A 22059-nucleotide genomic window follows, 5' to 3' on the forward strand; every position below is an offset into this window, starting at 1 on the left:
TATCGTCTTCTTTTGAAGAATTACGATCACGCTTGTCTCTTTTACTGATATTGTTCGCCTCCTTTGCTAAATTTTCTTTATTTTAAATAATTGATTGCACCAATTGATACAAACGTTGCGCTGCATCTGGTATCCCTTGTTTTTTTGATTCTGCTGCCATTTGTTGTAAAAGTGTGTCATCTTCCATAATTTCATCTACGGTAGCGACTAAGTTCTCAGCTGTCAATTGATCGTCTTTAATCATTTTAGCGGCCCCATTATTGACTAAACTCATTGCATTTTTTGCTTGGTGATCATTAGTTACATAAGGACTCGGGATTAAAACGGCAGGTAAACCTAAACCAGTAAATTCAGCAATTGAAGTTGCTCCGGCACGACCAACTAATAACTCACAATTAGCCATTACTTCTGTCATATTTTTTATATAGGGCTTTATACTAATATTGGTAAAAGCATCTTTAGTCATACCAATCGTTTCATTAATTTCTTCGTAGTAGCGTTCTCCGGAAGCATAAAGAATTTGATAGTCTTTTTTAGCAAATTCAGGGATTGCAGCTACTACAGCTTGGTTAATCTTTAATGCGCCTTGGCTACCTCCAAACACTAAAAGTGTCTTCTTTTCTGGGTCAAGATCAAAATCGCGTAACAAGTCCGAACGCTGTATTCCAACAATTTCCTGTGCTCTAGGATTTCCTACTAGAACGGTTTTATCTTTAGGAAAATATTGCGCTGCATCTTTAAAGGCAATACCCACTTTATCAACATAACGAGCTAAAAACTTATTGGTAATTCCTGGAACGCTATTTTGCTCATGAACCACTGTAGGAACATTTAATTTGGAAGCCGCATAAACAACAGCACCTGAAACATAGCCACCTGTTCCGATGACCACATCTGGTTGAAAATCCTTGATTATTTTTTTGGCTTGTCGAATACTTTTTAAGAACAATTGAATCGTTTTAAAGTTTTCAAAAGTTAGTTTGCGTTTAAAGCCTTGAATTTCTAAAGTTAGAAAAGGAATATCTGTTTGCGGTAAAATTTTGTTCTCCATCCCTCGTTTTGCACCTACATACAAGAAGGAAGAGTCTGAACTAATTTTTTTTACATAGTTGATAAAAGCGAGTCCAGGATAAATATGACCGCCTGTGCCTCCGCCTGTAACTAATATTTTCATTGAGGACTCCTTTTCTCTTTCTTTAATTGATCAACTGCTGCTATATAATGATCACCGCGCACTTCAAAATTAGGATATTGATCCCAACTTGCATTAGCCGGAGATAGTAAAATCGTATCTTCTTTTTGACTCAGCTCATAAGCTAACGGTACAGCCTCTTCAGCATCTTCAACAAAGCGAATTGTTGAAACACCTGCTTTTTTCGCAGCATCTTCTAATTTATATTTTGTCTGTCCGAATAAGATAACTGCCTTAACACCTTCTAATGAAGGGATTAAAGATTCAAAATCATTGCCACGGTCCAAACCACCACATAATAAAATCAGTTTATGTGGATCAAAGCCGCTTAAAGCTGTTTGTGTTGCTAAAATATTTGTAGCTTTCGAATCGTTATAAAAAGATACACCATTAATTTGACCTACATACTGTGTTCGATGTTTAACCCCTGCAAAAGAACGTAAAGTATCTGCGATTACTTGATAGTCAACACCCCACAGAGCTGCTGCGGCGATTGAGGCTAAGGCATTTTCGACATTATGTGTACCGGCAACGCCCAACTCATTTGCTGAAAGAATGGCTGAATCTTTGTAATAAAGCACTCCTTCATGTAAATAAGCACCTTCAACAGCTTCTTGCGTAGAAAATGGAATAACTGTCGCCTTCGTATGTTGCGCCAATTCTCTAATTTCTTTTTGATTCCAATTTAAAATCAGAAAATCATCTGAGGTCATATTTTGCTGAATTCTCCATTTAGCAGCAACATAAGCTTCACGACTGCCATGATAATCAAGATGAGCTTCATATAGATTAGTAAGAACAGCAATCTTAGGATGAAATTGCTCTACGCCCATTAGTTGAAAGCTAGAAACCTCCATAACAAGACAATCATCTTTTTTCGCTTCTTTTGCCACTGTACTTGCTGGATAGCCTATGTTGCCTGCTAGATGTGCCTTATTATCTACCATGCCAGCGTTTAATATATGTTCAATCATTGTGGTAGTCGTAGTTTTTCCATTGGTTCCAGTTATAGCGATCGTAGGAGCCTCTGAGATTTGATAGGCTAATTCAATTTCAGTAATAATAGGAATTTCTTTTTCCTGAGCCTTTTTAACTAAGGGATGACTATAAGGAATACCCGGATTTTTTACCATCATAAAAAAGTCTTCGTCTAACAACTCAATGGGATGACTTCCACAAATCACCTTGATACCTAAAGTTAATAAATCCTGTGCTTCTGGATTTTCTTCAAACGGTTTTCCATCATTAACGGTAACAAGTGCGCCCAAATCGTGTAATAATTTGGCCGCACTGACACCACTTTTCGCTAATCCTAGAACAAGTATTTTTTTATTTTTATATGTTGTAATTTTTCTCAAATTTTTCATCTCCTGCAACTCTACTGCCTATTTTTCCATTAATTTATACAAATAAATAAGGTAATCATTGAAAAAATAAGGGCAACTAACCAAAATATACCATCAATTTTCCACTCAGACCAGCCGTTCATTTCAAAATGATGGTGGATTGGTGACATTTTAAAAATTCGTTTACCTGTCAATTTAAAACTAATCACTTGTAAAATTACACTGGCTGTTTCAATAACATAAACCAAACCTATCAAAAGTAAGGTCCATTCTTGATGTAAAAGAATCGAAACACCAGCTAATAGTCCGCCTAAGGCTAGTGAGCCTACATCGCCCATAAAAATCTTTGCGGGTTTTCGATTATATAAGAAAAATCCTATCAACCCACCGACCACGCTTAAACAAATGATCAGTACGTCTATTTGGTTTTGATACCAAGCGATCACAGCGTAGCTAGCAAAAGAAATAATGGCAAGACCTGAAACCAATCCATCAATACCATCTGCTAAATTAACCGCATTGGAAAAGCCGACCAACCAAAACATAATAAATAAACCGTAAAAAATTGATAAAGGAACAGCTAAGCCAAAAAAGTTAAGAACATTTGCGTTGCCTTCATACAAGAAGACAAAATAAAAAATTAATGCGCCAGCAATTTGTCCAATGAGTTTTTGTAGAGAGGTTAGTCCCATATTCCTTTTTTTAAATACTTTGATAAAATCGTCTAGAAAACCTAATAGTCCGTATAAAATTAAAACAAAAAGCAGTATGGAAAAAGAAGGAGTGACTGCTTTTTGCCATAGGCCAACCCAAATAGCTGTAATGATTGAACCAACAAGAAAAACGACCCCGCCCATTGTAGGAGTACCAGCTTTAACATTATGCCATTTTGGTCCTTCCTCGCGAATCTCCTGTCCATATTTTTTCATCTGAAAATAGCCGATAAATAACGGCATTAAGATGACTGTAATGGCAAAGCCGCTTGCAAGTGGCAGAATCATTTTTGTCCAATCCATATCTTTTCTCTCCTCATATCAATTTATCTTTTATTTCGTTACTTTGTTATTAGTCTTCTTCTAGGTCAAAATGCAACTTATTGTCACTAATTTCAGCATAAGGTTCTACACTTTGTTCAACACAATAGCCTTCACCCTCAAAGCTTACATCAACATCTAAAAGATCTCCTAGCTTAACAAGATCAGCTTTTGACCAGCCACTAACATCAGGCATCATTGGTGTTTTATCATTGGTTAAAAGTAATAATTTTTCTGAAGACATCAATCGTTCGCCATTGTCTACAGATTGTTGCACTACTTTATTACCATCGCCAATAACTACTGGGGTCAAACCTTTCTTTTGTACGTCACTAGCTGCAGCATCTGCTTCTAGGTTACGATAATCTTCTACTCGTACTCTTTCACTACTTGTTTCTTGGTTATCTTCACTTTCATCAACCTCATTAAGGTCCATCGCCCGTTCCAACAATGGATTGGCAATACTAGGTAACACTTCAGTATCTTCTTGTTCTGGTTGATTCATAGTAAGATACATAACATATTGAGGATCTTCTGAAGGTGTCATTAAAACGACTGAATATAAATAATCCCCTTGTAAGTAGCTTCCATCTTGAGAAATTTGTGCTGTACCTGTTTTAGCAGAAACATGCTCGTTAGGTACTTTATACTGATCATAAGCTGTACCATACTCTTCACTTTCTACAGTATCTCGCATATATTTTCGTACATCTTTAGCTGCCTTTTCAGAAATTGGGTGACCGACAACTTCAGGTTGATTCACTATTTCATCATCATTTGTTTCGTCCACTATTTTATCAATCACTTGTGGTTTTAACATAGCGCCATCATTAGAAATCGAACTAAAAGCCTGTAACATTTGAAATTGAGTCACACCAATAGCTTGTCCAAAAGCGGTCATTGCATGACTGACAACATTATCCTCAGGCAAAGTACCACTCTTTTCGCCAGAAAGCCCCGAATGTGTACTTCTGCCAAAACCAAATTCTTGTAATGAACGTTGCCAGCTATCTTTCATTCTTTGCTCTAGTTTAACCATACCTACATTACTTGACCAGGACAAAGCTTGTCGCATTGTTAAACTAGGCTTTGATCCTCTTTCATAGTCCCAATCTCGTATCGTAGCATCAGCTAGCTTGGTTTCCCCAGGTTTATAAGTTTCCTCAGGGTCAAACGCTCCATTGTCAATTGCGCTTGCAACGGTCATGGTTTTCATCGTTGAACCCGGTTCGTAGTTATCTTCTACAAATAAATTTGACCAAACAAAATCATCATCATTGATCCCTTTTTTCGTTTCTGGATTAAAAGTTGGTCGCTGTGACATAGAAACAATCTCGCCGGATTTAGCATCCATCAATACAGCAGTCAAATCTTGGGCATCAATGTCTTTCCAAGCTTGGTCCATTAATGTTTCCAAATAACTTTGTAATCTATTATCTAAAGTCGTATAAATATCTTTGCCATCAACAGCTGACTGTGACTCAGCGACTGTGCCTGGCAAGGGGTTCTGATAATTATCCTTTTGATAAATAATCTTTCCATCTTTCCCTTTTAAGACATCGTTATAATCTTCTTCAATACCCATGCGGCCCACTAAGCTTTCTTGGTCGGTCTCTTCATCATTTTGGACATCTGCATATCCAATAAAATGAGAGGAAAAAACACCATTTGGATAAATACGAGATGGATGTTCGGTAAAGTATAAACCAGCAATATTTTGTTCATCCATCGCATTTTCAATTTTTTCCCTTTGTTGTAAACTGATACTTTTCGCATTAGGGATATCCACTTGATACTGATTTTCTTGTGATCCTTCTTTTAATACCTGCAATGTTTCTTTTTTATCAACATCGCCCACCGCATCTGAGATGATCTCTGCTAGTTTATCAAAATTCTTTTCTTCTGCGTACAGTTTTTCATCACCATTTGTATAAGCTTTAGACAGTACTGCATACAAAGAATATGATGTTGCATCTTCTGCAATAGCTTCTCCATTGCGGTCATAAATCGTTCCGCGCTTGGCTTTTACGACCTCTGATCCTTGATATAAATTTTTTGTTTGTGTTTCTAATGACTCTCCGGCAACATCGCCTACAACTACGATATAGCTTAAACGAGCTACAAATAAAAAGAACAACCCAATACTCGTAGCAAAGAGAATAATTCCTACTTTTTTGCGATTGTTCCTTGCAGATAAATTTTTCTTTTTAAAGTATTGCCGGATTTTTTCTATCATACGCATTTATTTCACTTTCCTTAAATGTTCACTATCAATCGATAGCCCCTTATCTTCAGCAATTTTTTGAATTCTTTCACTTTTTGTTAATTCGTTTTTTTCTTGTTGTAAACGTGTCACTTCCGCTTGGCCTTGGCTGACATTTTCTTGTAAGGAAGACACATCCTGTTCTACTTCACTTATCGTTGTCCGTAAACTAATCGTAAGTAAGCCTAAACCGATCAAAGCCGTCACTAGAATAGCGACTAAAAATTTCTCCAAACGGGAAATTTTTTCTAATTTACGAGTAGGAGATAAAGGAACAACCACCACATCAGGACGGTTAGGAGTATCAGATGGTTGAGTATTTGTCTGCTCTTGTGAAAATTCATCTTCCATTTCATAAGAAGCATTTTGTGCTTTTAATTCTGCCATTGATTTTACTCCTCCTTTATTTTCTTAGCTACACGCAATTTTGCACTACGTGAGCGATTATTCTTTTTAATTTCTTCTTCCGTCGGTAAAATTGGCTTACGGTTCACTAAAGCCAAAATAGGTTGAAAGTCATCTGGAATGACTGGAAGGCCAGGCGGTGTTTCTTTCGCTCGGCTATACTCTTTAAATATATTTTTTGCAATACGATCTTCCAAAGAATGGAAGGTAATAACCGCAATGCGTCCATTTATAGCTAAAATCTCAATCGCCTGTTCTAATGATCCCTCGATAGCGCCTAATTCATCATTAACGGCAATGCGAATTGCCTGAAACACTCTTTTGGCTGGATGTCCGCCTTTTCGTCTTGCAGGAGCGGGAATCGCTTCTTTTATAACGTCTACAAGTTGTGTTGTCGTTTCAATTGGTTGATTTTTACGAGTCGCCTCAATCTTACGAGCAATTTGCTTAGAAAAACGTTCTTCACCATATCGAAAGAATATTTTTACTAATTGTTGGTAATCATATTCATTTACGACTTCATAAGCAGATATTGTTTGACTCTGATCCATCCGCATATCCAACGGTGCTTCTTGATGATAACTAAAACCGCGCTGGGCTTCATCTAATTGAGGCGAGGAAACACCTAAATCATAAAAAATACCATCAACTTTATTCACATTTAATTTTTCAAGTTCTTCCTTTATAAACCGAAAATTTCGTTTTATAAAAGTTACCTGCCCATTTTCTACATAATGAGCCAAACGTTTTTTAGCATAATCAATTGCTTTTTGATCTTGATCAAAAGCATATAGATGGCCGTCTAAAGCTAACTGTTCCAATAAATATTGACTATGACCAGCTCCACCTAAAGTACAATCGACATAAGTACCATGAGGATCGATAACCAAATTGTCTACAGTTTCTTCTTTCAGCACTGTAAAATGTTGAAACATTACCATCTATTTCCTCTTTCTATAAGCCAAAATCAATCATTGTTTCAGCAATGTCATCAAAATTTTCTTCTGTTTCTTCAGAAAAATCATCCCAACGTTTTTTATCCCAAATTTCAATTCGAGTTGAAACGCCGATAATTACACAATTTTTTTCTAGACTTGCATGCTTTCTCAATGTATTGGGAATATTGATTCGGCCTTGTTTATCAATTTCACATTCAGTGGCAGCAGAATAAAAGAAACGAACAAAACTTCTTGCATCTTTTTTAGCAAGGGGCATTTGATCTAATTTTTCTTCAAGTTTCTCCCATTCAGTTTGAGGATAGCCAAATAGACAACCATCTAAACCACGCGTTACAACAAATTTTTCCCCTAGCTGTTCACGAAGTTTGGACGGAACGATCAAACGACCTTTTGTGTCTATTGAGTGTTCAAATTCACCCATTAGCATGTTTATCCCCCCAATTACCACCTGATAAACACAGTCTACCACAATCCCCCACTTTCTACCACATTTTGTCTAAAATTACTAAAGAACTTTTTTGACTTTTTCTTACCAAATGAATAAGACTGACAATAGGAGAGTTTAAAAAGATTTTTAAAAGTTTTTATTTAGAAAAACTAAAAAAATTGGACGATACTAAAAATAATCAAGATGATATATAGGACCAATGCAAATAAAAATACTGAGCGCCAGTACATTTTAAAAAATCGACGATACACAATCTCTTCAAAAAAATAGGCTTGAAATATAGCCAAAGCAATTCCTAATAATAAAAGAGTGATTAAAAAATAAGGGAAGATGGAAAACTGAGAACTAAGCGTTGACAGTTGGTGTATCCCAAAAAGTAAAAATGGTACAGCAATATCTGTAGCTTTTAAACGGAAACGTTTATTTAGCGAAAAAACAGATATACATAACTTTGATGCAAATAAAACAATGACTGGGAAGATGTACCAAAATAAATAAATCGGTGAAAATGTAGACATATTGTCATCCTTTCTAAGAAATAGTTTTCTTAATATACGAAGTAGCTATTTCATTGTTTTTTAAATTTCTGGTAAAATATAATTAGCTGTTAAAGCAAATGAAGGAGGGAGTTTATGCTTTATTATTATACATTTCATGATAGCTACTTAATTAGACAAGATACAAGCGATAAAAAAACATTGTGGCTCCATGTTGAAGACCCAAACTCTCGTGAAATCAGTACTTTGACAAATAAATATAACCTACCTAAAGACTATCTATCAGCTGTTTTAGATGATGAAGAAAATTCACGTAGCGAAGGCTTAAATCAACAAGAGATGAAAAAAGCAGCGCTCTTGCTTCTTCAATTTCCTTATGAGATAAAAAGCCCTTCAGGTTTTCAACAATTTGAAACTTTTCCGTTATCTTTAATCATAACACCTGAAAACAGAATTATTACAGTAAGTAATTATCCATTACCTTTTTTTCAAACAGTAGTCAATCATCAGTTTAAACCCAATGATAACGTTCCAGAGATGAATATCTTATTAGAAATTTTGTGGCAAGTCGTTCTTTCTTTTAATGACTATTTAAAACAAACCAAAGATCATTTAGATAACTTAGAAAAACAAATTAAAGTTTCCACCCAAAACGAACAATTATATCAAATTATGGATATTCAAAAAAGTCTGGTTTCTTTTGATGAAGCTACATCAGCTAACTTAAAAACTTTAACAGCTTTAGTTAATACAAAATTATTTCAAAAAAATCATGCATTTAAACACCATTTACATGATATTATAGTAGAAACACAACAATCATTAACTTCAGCAAATATTCAATTAAAATTTGCTAGCCATATGAATGACACCTTTTCTTCTGTTGTTTCCAATAATTTGAATAATGTGATGAAAATATTAACTTCGATAACCATCGTTCTGACGATTCCAACGATTATTGGTGGAATTTATGGTATGAACGTTAGATTACCCATTGCCAAAAACCCCTATGCTTTTTGGATCATCATACTAGTTACAGTTGTCATTAGCTGGTTTACAATAAAGTTTTTAAAGAAAAAGAATCTTTTATAGTTTTTCATGTTCTTTTCTTGTCTTCTATGAATATAGGTTGTAAACTATCATTAAAATATTAAAAGGATGAATAAACATGCGAGATAAAAAGCCCACAAGTACTTTTTCTAAAATCACAAAGGTAGTCATTTGGATTATGCTGATTGCAACAATTGGTACAATTGTAATGAGTGCCGTAACAGCTGTGATGTAATCAGTAAGTATTAAAAATCAACAAAACAGCTTCTGTTAAAAGAAGCTGTTTTTTTATGCAATTTTTCCTGCTTGTGTTAGCATCTCTTTCGCATTTTCCATAGTCAAATCAGTGATTTCAGCACCAGAAAGCATCCGAGCAATCTCTTGAACTCTTTCTGTTGTATCAATCTCTTGAACCGTTGTCTTTGTCCGGCCACTTTGAACTTCTTTACTGATCAAATATTGATAATCTCCCGCTGCTGCAACTTGTGGCAAATGTGTAATACAAAGTACCTGAGACCCATAGGCAATACCGCTAATTTTTTCGGCAATCGCCTGTGCGACTCGCCCACTAACGCCTGTATCTACTTCATCAAAAACAATACTTGTTTTTTCTTGTGCTTTAGAAAAAATTGATTTTAAAGCCAGTAGCATACGTGACAGCTCCCCACCTGAAGCAACTTTAGCTAAGGGTTTTAAAGGTTCTCCAGGATTTGTTGTTAAATAAAACTCTAATTGATCCAGGCCATTTCTGTTTAATTCTTTCTTTTCCTCAAAAAAACGCACTTCAAATTGCGTATTTTCAAGATACAAATCTGACAATTCTTGTAAAATATCTTTTTCTAATTTTTGTGCAATTTGTTTTCGCTGCGTATGTAAACTCTCAGCAATTTCCCAGACATTCTGATGTTTTTGGTCTAGAGCTGCTTGCATTTCCTCTAATTTATTACCGGTAACATCCACTTGCTCTAATTCTGCCGAAATTTTTTCATCATAAGACAAAACAGCAGCTATGGATTCGCCGTACTTACGTTTTAACTGTCGAATGACCTCTAAACGGGCATTCACTTCTTCTAAACGCCCCTCGTCAAGCTCCATCTGATCAAGGATATTAGAAACTTCACCAGCAGCATCTTGTAACAAATAATAAGCGTTCTGAACATTTTCATTAATTTGTTCATACTCTTTATCTAAATAGGCGACTTCTTGGATTTCTTGCGCTGCTTCGCCTATTCCATCTAAACTGTTTCCTGATTCGCCAGCTAAAATTTCATGGCTTTTAGCAAAAGCGTCCACAATCTTTTGAAAGTTCGCTAATTTATCCCGCTCTTCAACCAGCTTTTCTTCTTCATTTATTTGTAAACCTGCTTCTTCAATTTCTTTTTTCTGAAAATTCAGCATATCAATCCGTTGTATATAAGATTGCTCATTTTCTTGAATGGCTCGAACTCTTTTTTCTAACTCACGGTATGCATCATACTTTTTTTGATAATCTGCTAGTTGATCTTTAAAAGACTGGGAACCAAAACTATCTACCAACTGTAAATGTTTTTCAGCTTGCAATAAATCCTGATGTTCATTTTGTCCTTGAATATCTACTAGATAAGCGCCAATCCTTTTTAAGTTTCCTAAGGTGACAATTCTACCATTCACACGACAAATACTTTTACCAGAACTCGTTATATCTCGTTGAATAATTAACAGCTCGTCTCTTTGATCAATACCTAAATCATCAAGTAAAACTTTAAAAGACGAATGTTTAGGAAGTTCAAATAAACCTTCTAACACACATTTTTGTTTTCCTTGGCGAATGTAGTCTGTCGATCCTCTTCCTCCTGCTAGTAATCCCATTGCATCAATAATAATTGACTTTCCAGCACCGGTTTCTCCAGTTAAGGCAGTCATCCCTTTATGAAAGGTTAAATGTAGCTGTTTTATAATCGCAAAATTTTCAATGGACAACTCTAATAACATATGAAATGCTCCTTTATTGAACATACTTTTGTAAGCTTTGAAATAAAATTTCTCGATCTTGCATAGTTTTAGCGATCATTAAAATGTTATCGTCATCATTTAAGATCGCAAATAAGGCTTCATCAAAACGTTTATCGATCAAATTCGCAATCGCCGAAGCATTACCAGGCAAAGTTTTTAAGCTAACAAATTTATCCATTTGATCGATCGATACAAAAGCATTTTTTAATAGTTTATTTAATTTTTCATTCATGTCCTCGTCTGATTCTACAGGAATACTATAGCGATAGCCACCACTTGCTGCTGGAACTTTAATCAATTTTAATTCTTTGATATCCCTTGATACAGTAGCTTGTGTAACTTCAGCATTATGTGCTTGTAAAGCTGCAACTAGTTCTTCTTGTTTTTGAATATTTTCTTCTTCCAGTAGTTCAACGATCAGCTGTTGTCGTTCTTCTTTTCGCATTTTGCTCCTCCTGATAAAATTATTTATTTTATTTGAAATTTTTTCTAAATCGTATTTATCATAGCTCATTTTGCACCATAAGAAAAGCCAGAGACGCGCATTCTTACTAAACAAATAAATAAAAAGCCATAAAAAAAAGAAACGCATGATTGACGTTTCTTTTTTATTTATTCAATTTATCATGAGCTTTAGCAACTAATTGACTAATACTTATATCTGATTGATCGATGCCCAGTTGTTCTGACTTTTTCAAATGAACAATAAATTCAATATTTCCTTGCCCCCCTGTAACTGGCGAATAATCTATAGCTTCTACATCGTAGTTTTTTTGCAAGGTAAAGTCTAAGATATCAGCTAACACTTCTTGATGAACAAGCGGGTCACGTATAATTCCCTTTTTTCCAACAGAAGTTCTTCCCGCTTCAAACTGCGGTTTAATTAGTGCCATAACCTCTCCCTTATCTGCGAGTATTGGATAAAGAGCGGGTAAAATTTTTTTTAACGAAATAAAGGACACGTCAATCGTAGCTATTTCAGGTTCACCATAAGTAAAATCAGAAGGTTTACAATAACGAAAATTCGTCCTCTCCATGACCACAACACGGGGATCTTGTCTAATTTTCCAGGCTAACTGATTATATCCGACATCAAGCGCGTAGCTTAACTTTGCACCATTTTGTAATGCACAATCGGTAAAACCACCAGTGGAGGCGCCAATATCAAGTAAAATCTTATCTTTTACTTGAAGACCAAATACTTTTAATGCTCTTTCTAGCTTTAAACCACCTCTTGAAACATAAGGCAGTTGTTCACCGATGAGTTTAAGCACAGTATCTTGCGGAATTTTCTCGCCTGCTTTATCTAAGCGCTGATTTTTCTGCGTATAAACAGTCCCAGCCATCACGCCTCTTTTCGCTTGTTCTCGAGTTTCAAAAAGTCCTTGCTGGAAGGCCAAAACATCTACACGTTCTTTTTTCATTCCTTGCCTCTTTCCAATTCAAATAACTGAACAATCTCCTCTAATAAACTAGAGTTAAAACCATCTAAAGACAAATTTTCCAGTATAGCATGTGCGTGTTCTAATTCCGTACTCAAAGCTGTCTTTGCTTGCGCTATTCCTAATAACCCGGGATATGTATTTTTTCCTGCTAGTTCGTCTTTTTGCGTTTTTTTGCCCATCTGTTCAGTTGTGGCTAATACATCAAGCAAATCATCTCTAATCTGAAAAGCTAATCCTAAATGAGTGGCAAAATCATCTAATTGATTTAAAACTTTTTCATCCTGACCCGTTAAAATTCCCCCACTAACCACAGCAAAACGAATCAAAGCCCCTGTTTTTTTCTGATGCAGAGCTGTCAATTCAGAAAATGACAAACTTTGCTGCTCACTTTGGATATCATTAACCTGCCCGGCGACCATTCCACGAGCCCCCGCTGATTTTGCCAATAGTCGCAACAAATGGTTTTTCTTATACGAAGCTAATTTCGTTCCAGCAATTAGTTCAAAAGCCCCAGTTAACAAGGCATCGCCAGCTAAAATAGCTAAAGCATCACCAAAAACCACATGATTGGTTGCTTGACCACGACGTAGATCATCATCATCCATAGCAGGTAAATCATCATGGATAAGTGAGTAAGTATGAACCATCTCTAATGCAGCAGCAACTTGATATACCTGCTGGGTAAGACTGTGTCCCAAAAACTCAACTGTAGCTAACACTAATAAAGGACGTATTCTCTTACCACCAGCATTAATGGAATATAGCATACTTTCTTTTAACTGTTCATTTTCAGCATGTGTTTGCACAAAATCTTTCAACTGTTTTTCTACTTTAGGCAATTCGCTTTCTTGCCAACTTGTTAAAGTACTCATTGCTCTTCCTCTTCAAAGGGCTTTTCTTCTCCATCTTCAGTCATCATTTTGGTTAAAGTTTTTTCTGCCTTAGACAAAGTTTCCTTACACTGTTTACTTAACGCCATTCCTTTTTGAAAAGCATCTAAAGCTTCTTCCAAGGCAACGTCTCCTTGTTCTAGACGATTAACAATTTTTTCCAATTCTTCCAAAGACTCTTCAAATGTTGCCTCTGCCATCTTCATCCTCCTCAATCTCAATCACTTTTGTTTGTACTCGACCATCTTTATAATGAATATTCAAATGATCCTCTTTGGCTAATTCTTGAACAGATTTTACTACTTTTGTATCCTTAGTTGTATAACTATATCCTCGCCCCATGATTTTTAGCGGGCTTAATAAATCTAGCGCTTGTACGGTCTGCTCAAAAGCCTGTTGTTTGATCGTCATAATTTGCTGCGCTCGATTTTTTAAGCGCTCTTTTAAATATTCTACCTCTTGTTTTGCTTCTTTTACCCTTGTATGAGGCGCTGCTTGCTTAAAACGATAATCTATCTGTGTATAGTTTTTCTCTTTTTCATAAACTAGACGCTGTAAACTTTGATTCATACGTTGGTTAAGTTGATCCAATTTAATGGACTGTGCTTCATATAAGCGTTCTGGCTGACGAAAAATGTATGAGTTTTGTACTCGTTGGAAACGTTCTTGTTTGCGCTGAATTTGTCGAATATAAGCCTGTTGCAAGCGCGCCTGCTTTTCTTCGATGCGTAAAATTTCTTCTGATAAAACGGGTACAGCAAGTTCCGCCGCAGCTGTAGGGGTTGCCGCACGAACATCAGCAACTAAATCGGCGATCGTAGTGTCTGTTTCATGACCAACAGAAGAAATAACAGGGATATCGCAAGCTACAATCGCTCTAGCCACTCGCTCTTCATTAAAAGGCCATAGATCTTCAATCGAACCACCACCGCGACCGATAATCACTGTATCAAAGTTTCCTTGTTCTTTTACACCTTGTAAATTTTTTACAACATCATCCGCTGCTTTTTCTCCTTGAACAACCGTTGGGAATAAAACAATTTGAGCGATAGGATATCTTCTTTTAGCGGTTGTCATAATATCACGGATAACCGCTCCACTAGGACTAGTCAAAACAGCGATCCGCTTAGGAAATCTAGGCAAAGTTTTTTTAGGCAATTGAAATAGCCCTTCAGCTTCTAACTTTTTTTTCAACTGTTCATAAGCCTGATATAAAGCGCCAATACCATCAGGTTGCATTTGATCAATATAAATTTGATAGTTTCCTGTCGTTTCATAAATAGAAAGACGCCCAACAACCATCACTTTCATCCCTTCTTCAGGTTGAAAGTTTAATTTGCGAAAGGCATTTTTAAACATCACAGCTGAAATTTTCGCTTTATCATCTTTTATACTAAAATATTGATGATTAGGTCGTAAACGAAAATTAGAGATTTCCCCTGTCAAAAACACCTTTTCCAAGTAAGGATCAGCATCAAATTTTCTTTTTAAATATTTAGTAAGTGCACTGACTGTTAAATATTCCATCGTCTAACTTAACTCCTGACGTTTACAAGCTTGAATCGTTTGCTGCATTAACATAGTAATCGTCATAGGACCGACACCTTTAGGCACAGGAGTGATATAACTCGCTATAGGTTCGACTTCGTCAAATTTGACATCACCGATCAACTTGCCATTTTCATCACGATTCATGCCCACATCAATGACTACGGCTCCCTTTCTAACGAACTCTTTTGTGACAAAGTTTCCTATCCCCACGGCCGAAACAATGATATCTGCTTGCTTGGCTAATGCTGCTAAGTTTTTAGTATAAGAATGTGCCATTGTTACCGTCGCATTTTTAGCTAAAAGTAATTGCGCCATTGGCTTGCCAACAATATTACTACGTCCAATCACAATAGCATTTTTCCCGGATAATTCGATCTCATATGATTCAAACATCTTCATAATACCATACGGCGTACAAGGAATCGCTTCTGCTTTGCCAGATAGAAGCTTTCCCATATTTATAGGATGGAAACCATCCACATCTTTTTTAGGATCTATATTAAGTAATACTTTCTCCTCATCGATATGTTCCGGCAAAGGTAATTGTACTAAGATTCCATGATAATGCGGGTCATCGTTATATTTTTTGATCTCAATCAATAATTTTTCTTCGCTGATATCTGAGGGGTAATGTTCCAGTTTTGTATGAATACCGATCTTTTGCGCAGCAATTTCTTTATTTTTTATATAGGTTTTACTTGCAGGATCATCCCCAACTAAAAAAACAACTAAAGCAGGAAACGCATTTTGTTTTCCTAACTTTTCAACTTCTAAACGCATCTGTTCCTGCATACTATCTGCTAATTGTCTACCATTTATCAATGTTGTCATTATCGTTCACTCCCTCAAATCATCTTTTTATTTTAGCATAACTTTACTTTTAAATAAAAGAAGCTAGCCTCACAAGCTAGCCTCAATTTCCGTATTTACTGCCGATAAAATACCGTTGACAAATTTATGCGAATTTTCATCGCTGAAAGTTTTTGTTAATTCGATTGCTTCATTCAATGCGACTCTATTAGGGGTATCATTTACATACAACATTTCAAATAAAGCAATGCGTAAAACAACTAAATCCATTTTAGATAGCCTTTCAAGACGCCATCCTTTACGTAAATGGTTTTTTATTCTTTCATCAAGTTCCGCTTTTTTTTCACAAACCCCTGTAACTAAGAGATCTAAATATGGCGGAACAAAATTTTCTTGCGCTTTATCAACGATTTCACTGTTTTCTAATTCTAGTGCTGCATCAATTGCATCTTTTTTAGCTAACGATTGATTTATATCTAGTGGAAATAAAGCCTGCACTGCTTTTTTCCTTATCTCATGTCTTGATAGTTCTTTACTCATTTTCTTCCTCATCATTTTCAAAAAAATCGTCTAAATCCAACTGTTCCGTTTTTTCTGGAATAACTGCCACAACATGAATATTTACTTCAGCAAGTTCCACATCTGTCATAAACAAGACTTGTTGTTTTACTCGGTTTTGTATATCCATTGCTACTTTAGGAACAGAAACGCCATATTTCATGTAAGTATAGATATCAACTTTAATTCCAGTTTCGTCCATTGTTAAATAGACGCCTTTACCATAAGTAGAACGCCCCAAAAATTCAGTAACATTATTAGCGAAATTGCCTTGCATACGATAGACGCCTTCAACTTTTGAAGCAGCAATACCGATGACCACTTCGATCACCTCAGGAGCAATCACAATTTCTCCTAGTTCTTGATTTGCATCTAAAACAAAATTCTTTTCATCAGCCATTTAGATTCCTCCATTTTAGGATTGCTTTTCATTTTTAGTTTATCATTTAATTATTAGATAAGCTATGTTAAAACTTTTCAAACGCCAAAAATTGAAAAATTTATAAAATAATCAGCTCTTTTGGCGACTGTGTTAATATTTCATTTCCAGTAGAAGTAATTAATAAATCATCTTCAATTCTGACGCCACCAACATCTGGCAAATAAATACCCGGTTCATCGGTAATGACATTTCCAGGCACAAATGTTTTATCAGCTCGCATTGAAACATTAGGTCCTTCATGAATATCTAAACCAATACCATGCCCGGTTGAGTGACCAAAAGCTTCCCCATAACCAAATGAGGCGATGTAATCACGAGCAACAGCATCTAATTCGATACCACTCACACCAGGTTTAGCTGCTTCAATTACTTTCAATTGAGCATCTAGTACAATTTGATAAATTTCTTTTAATTGTTCTCCCGGATCACCAATAGCAAACGTCCGGGTCATATCAGAAACATAGCCTTCATAATAACAACCAAAGTCTATTGTAATGATATCGCCTTGTTCAATTGTCTTATTACTTGCCACACCATGAGGCATAGCAGAGCGTACTCCAGAAGCTACGATGGTTTCAAATGAAACACCGCTAGCACCTAATGAGCGCATGAAAAAGTCTAATTGATTCGCGATTTCAATTTCAGTCATTCCTGGTTGAACCATTTTCAATATATGATCAAATGCTTGATCGGCAATACTGCAGGCTTGTTTAATCCTTGCAATTTCCTGGTCGTCTTTAACTTCTCTTAAACTTTCCAGAAGTCCCGAAACAGGTACTAGTGAACTTTCAGTTATTAACTCTTCTAACAAACTATATTCAGAAAAACTGATATAATCTTCTTCAAAAGCAAGAGCGTGCACTGCATTCTTTTCGACAAGTTCGGCTACTTTAGCAAAAATATTACCACTATTTTTTACGATCTCAAATTCTTGAGCTTGTTTAGCGGCTTGTTGTGTATATCTAAAATCTGTAACAAAAAAAGCTTGCTCTTTGGTTACAAGCGCTAAGCCTGTGGTTCCTGTAAAGTTTGTAAAGTAGCGTAAATTATACGGGCTGGTAATTAAAAAGCCATCTATTTCTTCTTGACTCATCTTTTCTCTCAAACGAGCTAACCGTGACATATTTATTTCCTTCTTTCCGTGTGAGTTCTTTTTTATTATAGCAAACTTCACTAATAAGTTAAACGAGTTAAATTTATCCATAAATGATAAACAGACGAAATAACCGAACTATGAATAGAGATATTTAAACACTCCAGTAGAAGTTTGTCGTAATTTTTCGACAATAAATCTCATCAAACATAGTTCGGTTATTTTTATTTATTTTCATCTCGTAAACTTAGCGGTTTATCTAATATTTCCTTGTAGATCATAGCATTTACTAAATTCTTTTTCCCAAGATAAGCCTTTTTTGACTGTTTCTTTGTGCTAGGCTTTTTTGAACTAAGCTGATTGGCTGATTTTATCGTTTGTCGTTTATTCAAAGAATCACGGCTAGTTTGTGCAACATTTGCTCGTTGTTGTCTAATTCGTTCTGGTTTTTGTTGTGTCGTTTTAGCTACATTTTTTTGATTAACAGTTTCTGTTTGCCGATTACGCTGTCTATTGGCATTCCTCTTTTGTTTTGCTTGTTGTGACTCTTTGTTCATTTGACTTGTGGCTCCTTTCCTATTGCTTTTGTTAGAACCGTCTTGTGAAGAAGAAGCCTTTTTATCACTATGATTTTGCTTTCTTTGTTTTTTCGAATTTCGCTTCCTTCCCAGATTCACCACAAACAAAAGCAAAACAATAATTAACCCAAGATTATCTAAGAGAAACTGAATCATTGAATCCAAAAAATTAAACATAGAATCACTCATTTTCTGACTGATCTGCTTGACCTGAAATAGACTTTCTCATTTCAGTATCTGATTCGACATTTTGCAGTTTGTAATAATCCATAACACCTAAATTTCCTTGACGTAAAGCTTCGGCCATCGCTAATGGAACTTTGGATTCAGCTTGTACCACTTCTGCACGCATTTCTTGTTCTTGAGCAATTGCCATGGAACGACGTTCTTCAGCTTTTGCTTGCGCGATGTTCTTATCGGCTTCAGATTGATCCGTTTGTAATTGCGCACCAATATTACGGCCTACATCTACATCTGCAATATCAATAGATAAGATTTCAAAAGCAGTTCCTGAATCAAGCCCCTTTTTCAAGACCGTTTGTGACATAGAATCTGGATTTTCTAATACCTCTTCGTGCTTTTCAGAAGAACCAACCGTAGTAACAATTCCTTCACCCACACGAGCAATAATTGTATCTTCGCCAGCACCACCAACTAAACGTTCAATGTTTGCACGAACGGTTACTTTAGCTTTTACGATAAGTTCAATCCCGTTTTGAGCTACAGCTGACACTTTAGGTGTTTCAATTACTTTAGGATTTACAGAAACTTGAACTGCTTCAAAAACATCCCGTCCTGCTAAATCAATCGCCGCCGCTTTTTCAAATTCCAGATCGATCTCTGCTCGTTGTGAAGCGATCAATGCATCGATCACTCTGTCTACATTCCCACCAGCTAAATAGTGCGCTTCTAGTTGATTCGTTGAAAGTGACAATCCGGCTTTTGTGGCTTTGATTAGTGGACGAATGATCCGATGCGGGTTGACCCGACGCAACCGCATGCCAATCAAAGTACCGATACCAACCTTCACACCTGAAAAGTATGCTGTAACCCATAATCCAACAGGTACAAACCGCAAGAAAATGATCAGCAAAATAACAATAAGAATAGCAGCAATCACTATCCCGATAAAGCCGCCCCCAAATTGTAAATCATTCATAAATTTATCCTCCATCCTTCATTTTTTGACTTCTTACTAAAATCTTTGTCCCTTGAATTTTTTCAATAACAATAGGCGTTCCCATTAAAATAAATTCTTCAGTACTTAAAACGTCAAACGTTGGTCCTTCTTCTTCATCAAAAGTTGCTTTTCCCGAAGGTCTTAATGGTGTTTTTGCTGTTCCAGTTAGGCCTGGATACAGGTTGGGTGACTGATCATCTGTCTTAGTTTTACTACCAGCAGGCAAATCTGTTTGTAAGACCAGTTTATTCACATTCGTCAAGGAGTAGCCTCTTTTTCCCAAATATACTACCAAAGCAGTTGTGATAATAACGGCCATACTCAAATCTCGAATCGTCTGCATTAAATCCCCAACTGTCCAATACAAACCAGCTATTAGTAAAATAGCACCTAATACGCCCGTTATTCCAAATTCTGGTATGAAAATTTCGAAAACAATTAAAAGTAACCCGAAAATAAATAACACAAGAGGAATCCAATTTTCTACCCCGATAGCGTAAAAGTAAACAGTAAAACTAGCAAGTGTCACAAGAGAGGCAATTTTAGTAAGCGGTGTTAATACAGCTAACGCTAAACCAATAAACCCGATCGTGAGCAACAAACTTTCCATAGTTCTTGCCTCCTTTATCTTTATCTACATATTTCCTACAACTACTCACATATTTATCATATCATGTTTTTTCAAGAATGTATTGCTATTTTTGCCAGAAGTTTAAATAAGAGCAGCGATTGTCTCCCTTATTTACGCTGAGACAATTTATAGTAAAACCACATTGACCAATAATTGCAGAGAGTTATTTTAACTATTAAGAAAAAAGCTCATAAGAAAAATAAGTTTTTCTTATGAGCTAATAAAAAATATTCCCTTTCATCTTGAACGCTTCTTTTTCTTTCCGAAAGAAAGCAATCCTCTTTTAATTACTTTGAAAAAACTGTTTGCTTGTACCATATGATCATAAGCAACGTAAGGTCGCATAGCGCGTAAAACTTTTTTAGTGTCTTTTGAAGCAAAATTAAAAGTCCCATCTTTTTTTGTTTCTATAGCATAACGCGGAATCCATTTCCCTTTAAATAAGACACTGGCGACCACATAGTCCACCTCTTCCCAGGGAATTTGAATGTAATCCTGTGCATTTTTTGTATTATAAAACTCAAACGCCTTGTCTCCGATTAAAACTTGGCCATATTTAGCTAAACCTACAAAAGATGTCGCGTCCATTGTTAAATCTATTTTTGTGTTTAATGATTGTACCATGTACAGTTCCACCTCACTTGTAATTTTAGCATGGATCATTTTTATGTACAAAAAGATAGGACAAAAACAGGCCAGGCCCAAAAACAAAAACTTTTGGAATGCTGTTTTTGTCCACTTTTTTATAAAATATTATAGCAAGCCAATTACGTGACCAACAACACCAAAAACAAAGAGCCCTAAAATGATGATAATTGGTGAAACATTTTTACGTAATAACCACATACACAAGAAAGTCAACAATAGACCCGCTAGACCAGGAATCAATTCGTCTAAGTTGTCTTGTAATGTCGTTACTTCAGTACTCGATAAAGCTCTTCCTTCTTCTTCTACTTGTTGGAAAGCAGATTGTAAGCCTTCTGGGGACATCGAGATACTGTCCCAGTCAACGTAAGCTCCTTCTTGCAGAGGTGTCCGAGAAACTACTGGCTGAAAGTCGATGTTTACCCATCTTTCTACCAGCGAAGCCAACACAAACATCCCTAAGATTGAAGCACCTCTTGTAACATCTTGTAGCAATCCACCTGACAAGTCATCTGTAATCGCTGAACCTGCTTTATAACCAAATTCTTGTGTGTACCATAAGAAAGCCCAACGAATAACGTTCCAAGCTACGAAAAAAATGATTGGTCCCATAATATTACCGCCAATTGCTAATGAAGCACCTAAAGCACCTAACATTGGTCGAACAGTAAACCAAAATACTGGATCTCCAACCCCTGCTAAAGGCCCCATCATTCCGACTTTCACACCTTGAATCGCAACATCATCAATCGGTGCGCCACTAGCACGTTCTTCTTCCATCGCTAAAGTTACACCAAGTACCGGTGCAGTTAAATATGGGTGCGTATTATAAAATTCCAAGTGACGCTGTAATGCTAATTTACGATCTTCTTTATCTGAATATAATTTCTTGATTGCCGGGATCATCGCATAAACAAAACCACCATTTTGCATACGTTCATAGTTCCATGAACCTTGGGCAAAGGTATTACGCCATGCAACATTTAAACGATCTCTTTTTGATAATTTAATTTTTTCTTCCGCCATGAGTTATCTCCTCCTTTTATCAGT

At 36.0% G+C, this 22059-nt stretch carries 25 protein-coding genes; 2 read left to right on the forward strand and 23 right to left on the reverse strand.

The window, feature by feature from the left end; all coding sequences use genetic code 11:
- Window positions 1–82 precede the first annotated feature (82 nt).
- The 8 genes from murG to AC806_RS08465 all read right to left on the reverse strand — a co-directional run bounded on the left by murG (window position 83) and on the right by AC806_RS08465 (window position 8165).
- Window positions 83–1174 carry an undecaprenyldiphospho-muramoylpentapeptide beta-N-acetylglucosaminyltransferase gene (gene murG / locus AC806_RS08430; protein WP_069029137.1) on the reverse strand — a complete coding sequence of 364 codons (1092 nt, stop codon included), beginning with the start codon at window positions 1172–1174 and terminating at the stop codon, window positions 83–85.
- Complete coding sequence (gene murD / locus AC806_RS08435; RefSeq protein WP_014124148.1) at window positions 1171–2550, reverse strand: UDP-N-acetylmuramoyl-L-alanine--D-glutamate ligase; 1380 nt, start codon at window positions 2548–2550, stop codon at window positions 1171–1173. The genes murG and murD overlap by 4 nt, the downstream gene beginning before the upstream one ends.
- Before the next feature lie 38 nt (window positions 2551–2588).
- Entirely contained in the window at window positions 2589–3554 is a 966-nt protein-coding gene (gene mraY, locus AC806_RS08440; protein WP_014124147.1) for a phospho-N-acetylmuramoyl-pentapeptide-transferase, read from the reverse strand.
- A 49-nt stretch (window positions 3555–3603) separates the two neighbouring features.
- Window positions 3604–5814, reverse strand: a complete 2211-nt coding sequence (locus AC806_RS08445) for a penicillin-binding transpeptidase domain-containing protein (protein ID WP_069029138.1) — start codon at window positions 5812–5814, stop codon at window positions 3604–3606.
- Window positions 5815–6222, reverse strand: a complete 408-nt coding sequence (gene ftsL, locus AC806_RS08450) for a cell division protein FtsL (protein ID WP_014124145.1) — start codon at window positions 6220–6222, stop codon at window positions 5815–5817. It lies immediately after the preceding gene.
- A gap of 5 nt (window positions 6223–6227) precedes the next feature.
- Window positions 6228–7181, reverse strand: coding sequence for a 16S rRNA (cytosine(1402)-N(4))-methyltransferase RsmH (gene rsmH / locus AC806_RS08455; RefSeq protein ID WP_069029139.1), 954 nt, complete (start codon window positions 7179–7181; stop codon window positions 6228–6230).
- Window positions 7182–7194: 13 nt separating this feature from the next.
- Window positions 7195–7626, reverse strand: a complete 432-nt coding sequence (mraZ, locus tag AC806_RS08460; protein WP_014124143.1) for a division/cell wall cluster transcriptional repressor MraZ — start codon at window positions 7624–7626, stop codon at window positions 7195–7197.
- A gap of 170 nt (window positions 7627–7796) precedes the next feature.
- Window positions 7797–8165 (reverse strand): DUF3397 domain-containing protein, encoded by a 369-nt coding sequence (locus AC806_RS08465; protein WP_014124142.1) that lies wholly within the window; start codon window positions 8163–8165, stop codon window positions 7797–7799.
- A gap of 114 nt (window positions 8166–8279) precedes the next feature.
- Here AC806_RS08465 and AC806_RS08470 point away from each other — a divergent pair, with 114 nt between their 5' ends.
- Together AC806_RS08470 and AC806_RS08475 are read left to right on the forward strand one after the other, a co-directional pair.
- Window positions 8280–9236 (forward strand): magnesium transporter CorA family protein, encoded by a 957-nt coding sequence (locus AC806_RS08470; RefSeq protein ID WP_014124141.1) that lies wholly within the window; start codon window positions 8280–8282, stop codon window positions 9234–9236.
- Between the two features lie 76 nt (window positions 9237–9312).
- Entirely contained in the window at window positions 9313–9429 is a 117-nt protein-coding gene (locus AC806_RS08475) for a DUF4044 domain-containing protein (RefSeq protein ID WP_014124140.1), read from the forward strand.
- A gap of 53 nt (window positions 9430–9482) precedes the next feature.
- On the opposite strand, the gene recN is transcribed toward AC806_RS08475, so the two are convergent.
- The 15 genes from recN to AC806_RS08550 all read right to left on the reverse strand — a co-directional run bounded on the left by recN (window position 9483) and on the right by AC806_RS08550 (window position 22035).
- Window positions 9483–11165, reverse strand: coding sequence for a DNA repair protein RecN (gene recN, locus AC806_RS08480; protein WP_014124139.1), 1683 nt, complete (start codon window positions 11163–11165; stop codon window positions 9483–9485).
- Window positions 11166–11178: 13 nt separating this feature from the next.
- Complete coding sequence (argR, locus tag AC806_RS08485) at window positions 11179–11631, reverse strand: arginine repressor (protein WP_014124138.1); 453 nt, start codon at window positions 11629–11631, stop codon at window positions 11179–11181.
- A 163-nt stretch (window positions 11632–11794) separates the two neighbouring features.
- Window positions 11795–12610: a TlyA family RNA methyltransferase gene (locus AC806_RS08490; protein ID WP_014124137.1), complete on the reverse strand. Its 816-nt coding sequence runs from the start codon at window positions 12608–12610 to the stop codon at window positions 11795–11797.
- Window positions 12607–13503 carry a polyprenyl synthetase family protein gene (locus AC806_RS08495; protein WP_014124136.1) on the reverse strand — a complete coding sequence of 299 codons (897 nt, stop codon included), beginning with the start codon at window positions 13501–13503 and terminating at the stop codon, window positions 12607–12609. Before AC806_RS08495 ends, AC806_RS08490 begins: the two co-directional genes overlap by 4 nt.
- Window positions 13500–13721: an exodeoxyribonuclease VII small subunit gene (locus AC806_RS08500; RefSeq protein ID WP_014124135.1), complete on the reverse strand. Its 222-nt coding sequence runs from the start codon at window positions 13719–13721 to the stop codon at window positions 13500–13502. The genes AC806_RS08495 and AC806_RS08500 overlap by 4 nt, the downstream gene beginning before the upstream one ends.
- Window positions 13702–15048, reverse strand: coding sequence for an exodeoxyribonuclease VII large subunit (gene xseA / locus AC806_RS08505; RefSeq protein WP_014124134.1), 1347 nt, complete (start codon window positions 15046–15048; stop codon window positions 13702–13704). Before xseA ends, AC806_RS08500 begins: the two co-directional genes overlap by 20 nt.
- A gap of 3 nt (window positions 15049–15051) precedes the next feature.
- Window positions 15052–15903: a bifunctional methylenetetrahydrofolate dehydrogenase/methenyltetrahydrofolate cyclohydrolase gene (locus AC806_RS08510; protein WP_014124133.1), complete on the reverse strand. Its 852-nt coding sequence runs from the start codon at window positions 15901–15903 to the stop codon at window positions 15052–15054.
- 69 nt (window positions 15904–15972) lie between these two features.
- Window positions 15973–16422 (reverse strand): transcription antitermination factor NusB, encoded by a 450-nt coding sequence (nusB, locus tag AC806_RS08515; RefSeq protein ID WP_014124132.1) that lies wholly within the window; start codon window positions 16420–16422, stop codon window positions 15973–15975.
- Window positions 16415–16840 carry an Asp23/Gls24 family envelope stress response protein gene (locus AC806_RS08520; protein ID WP_014124131.1) on the reverse strand — a complete coding sequence of 142 codons (426 nt, stop codon included), beginning with the start codon at window positions 16838–16840 and terminating at the stop codon, window positions 16415–16417. The genes nusB and AC806_RS08520 overlap by 8 nt, the downstream gene beginning before the upstream one ends.
- A gap of 100 nt (window positions 16841–16940) precedes the next feature.
- Window positions 16941–18005, reverse strand: coding sequence for a M24 family metallopeptidase (locus AC806_RS08525; protein ID WP_014124130.1), 1065 nt, complete (start codon window positions 18003–18005; stop codon window positions 16941–16943).
- Window positions 18006–18199: 194 nt separating this feature from the next.
- Complete coding sequence (locus tag AC806_RS08530) at window positions 18200–18730, reverse strand: hypothetical protein (protein ID WP_124175430.1); 531 nt, start codon at window positions 18728–18730, stop codon at window positions 18200–18202.
- Between the two features lie 4 nt (window positions 18731–18734).
- Window positions 18735–19712: a flotillin-like protein FloA gene (gene floA, locus AC806_RS08535; protein WP_162302218.1), complete on the reverse strand. Its 978-nt coding sequence runs from the start codon at window positions 19710–19712 to the stop codon at window positions 18735–18737.
- Window positions 19713–19716: 4 nt separating this feature from the next.
- Window positions 19717–20343 (reverse strand): NfeD family protein, encoded by a 627-nt coding sequence (locus AC806_RS08540; protein WP_061840396.1) that lies wholly within the window; start codon window positions 20341–20343, stop codon window positions 19717–19719.
- Between the two features lie 258 nt (window positions 20344–20601).
- Entirely contained in the window at window positions 20602–20988 is a 387-nt protein-coding gene (locus tag AC806_RS08545) for a DUF956 family protein (protein WP_014124126.1), read from the reverse strand.
- 129 nt (window positions 20989–21117) lie between these two features.
- Window positions 21118–22035: a PTS system mannose/fructose/sorbose family transporter subunit IID gene (locus AC806_RS08550; protein WP_069029141.1), complete on the reverse strand. Its 918-nt coding sequence runs from the start codon at window positions 22033–22035 to the stop codon at window positions 21118–21120.
- Between the last annotated feature and the right edge of the window lie 24 nt (window positions 22036–22059).

The sequence above is a fragment of the Tetragenococcus halophilus genome (genome assembly GCF_001712815.1).
Taxonomy (GTDB): domain Bacteria; phylum Bacillota; class Bacilli; order Lactobacillales; family Enterococcaceae; genus Tetragenococcus; species Tetragenococcus halophilus.

Coding starts and splice junctions, on each gene's coding strand:
- AC806_RS08445 (WP_069029138.1), bottom strand. CDS start 5,814: ATGCGTATGATAGAAAAAATCCGGCAATACTTTAAAAAGAAAAATTTA.
- AC806_RS08530 (WP_124175430.1), bottom strand. CDS start 18,730: ATGTTTAATTTTTTGGATTCAATGATTCAGTTTCTCTTAGATAATCTT.
- AC806_RS08495 (WP_014124136.1), bottom strand. CDS start 13,503: ATGAGTACTTTAACAAGTTGGCAAGAAAGCGAATTGCCTAAAGTAGAA.
- AC806_RS08525 (WP_014124130.1), bottom strand. CDS start 18,005: ATGTCACGGTTAGCTCGTTTGAGAGAAAAGATGAGTCAAGAAGAAATA.
- AC806_RS08475 (WP_014124140.1), top strand. CDS start 9,313: ATGCGAGATAAAAAGCCCACAAGTACTTTTTCTAAAATCACAAAGGTA.
- mraY (WP_014124147.1), bottom strand. CDS start 3,554: ATGGATTGGACAAAAATGATTCTGCCACTTGCAAGCGGCTTTGCCATT.
- xseA (WP_014124134.1), bottom strand. CDS start 15,048: ATGGAATATTTAACAGTCAGTGCACTTACTAAATATTTAAAAAGAAAA.
- mraZ (WP_014124143.1), bottom strand. CDS start 7,626: ATGCTAATGGGTGAATTTGAACACTCAATAGACACAAAAGGTCGTTTG.
- ftsL (WP_014124145.1), bottom strand. CDS start 6,222: ATGGCAGAATTAAAAGCACAAAATGCTTCTTATGAAATGGAAGATGAA.
- AC806_RS08500 (WP_014124135.1), bottom strand. CDS start 13,721: ATGGCAGAGGCAACATTTGAAGAGTCTTTGGAAGAATTGGAAAAAATT.
- AC806_RS08470 (WP_014124141.1), top strand. CDS start 8,280: ATGCTTTATTATTATACATTTCATGATAGCTACTTAATTAGACAAGAT.
- murG (WP_069029137.1), bottom strand. CDS start 1,174: ATGAAAATATTAGTTACAGGCGGAGGCACAGGCGGTCATATTTATCCT.
- nusB (WP_014124132.1), bottom strand. CDS start 16,422: ATGAGTAAAGAACTATCAAGACATGAGATAAGGAAAAAAGCAGTGCAG.
- AC806_RS08540 (WP_061840396.1), bottom strand. CDS start 20,343: ATGGAAAGTTTGTTGCTCACGATCGGGTTTATTGGTTTAGCGTTAGCT.
- AC806_RS08465 (WP_014124142.1), bottom strand. CDS start 8,165: ATGTCTACATTTTCACCGATTTATTTATTTTGGTACATCTTCCCAGTC.
- floA (WP_162302218.1), bottom strand. CDS start 19,712: ATGAATGATTTACAATTTGGGGGCGGCTTTATCGGGATAGTGATTGCT.
- rsmH (WP_069029139.1), bottom strand. CDS start 7,181: ATGGTAATGTTTCAACATTTTACAGTGCTGAAAGAAGAAACTGTAGAC.
- recN (WP_014124139.1), bottom strand. CDS start 11,165: ATGTTATTAGAGTTGTCCATTGAAAATTTTGCGATTATAAAACAGCTA.
- argR (WP_014124138.1), bottom strand. CDS start 11,631: ATGCGAAAAGAAGAACGACAACAGCTGATCGTTGAACTACTGGAAGAA.
- AC806_RS08490 (WP_014124137.1), bottom strand. CDS start 12,610: ATGAAAAAAGAACGTGTAGATGTTTTGGCCTTCCAGCAAGGACTTTTT.
- AC806_RS08550 (WP_069029141.1), bottom strand. CDS start 22,035: ATGGCGGAAGAAAAAATTAAATTATCAAAAAGAGATCGTTTAAATGTT.
- AC806_RS08510 (WP_014124133.1), bottom strand. CDS start 15,903: ATGACAACATTGATAAATGGTAGACAATTAGCAGATAGTATGCAGGAA.
- AC806_RS08545 (WP_014124126.1), bottom strand. CDS start 20,988: ATGGTACAATCATTAAACACAAAAATAGATTTAACAATGGACGCGACA.
- AC806_RS08520 (WP_014124131.1), bottom strand. CDS start 16,840: ATGGCTGATGAAAAGAATTTTGTTTTAGATGCAAATCAAGAACTAGGA.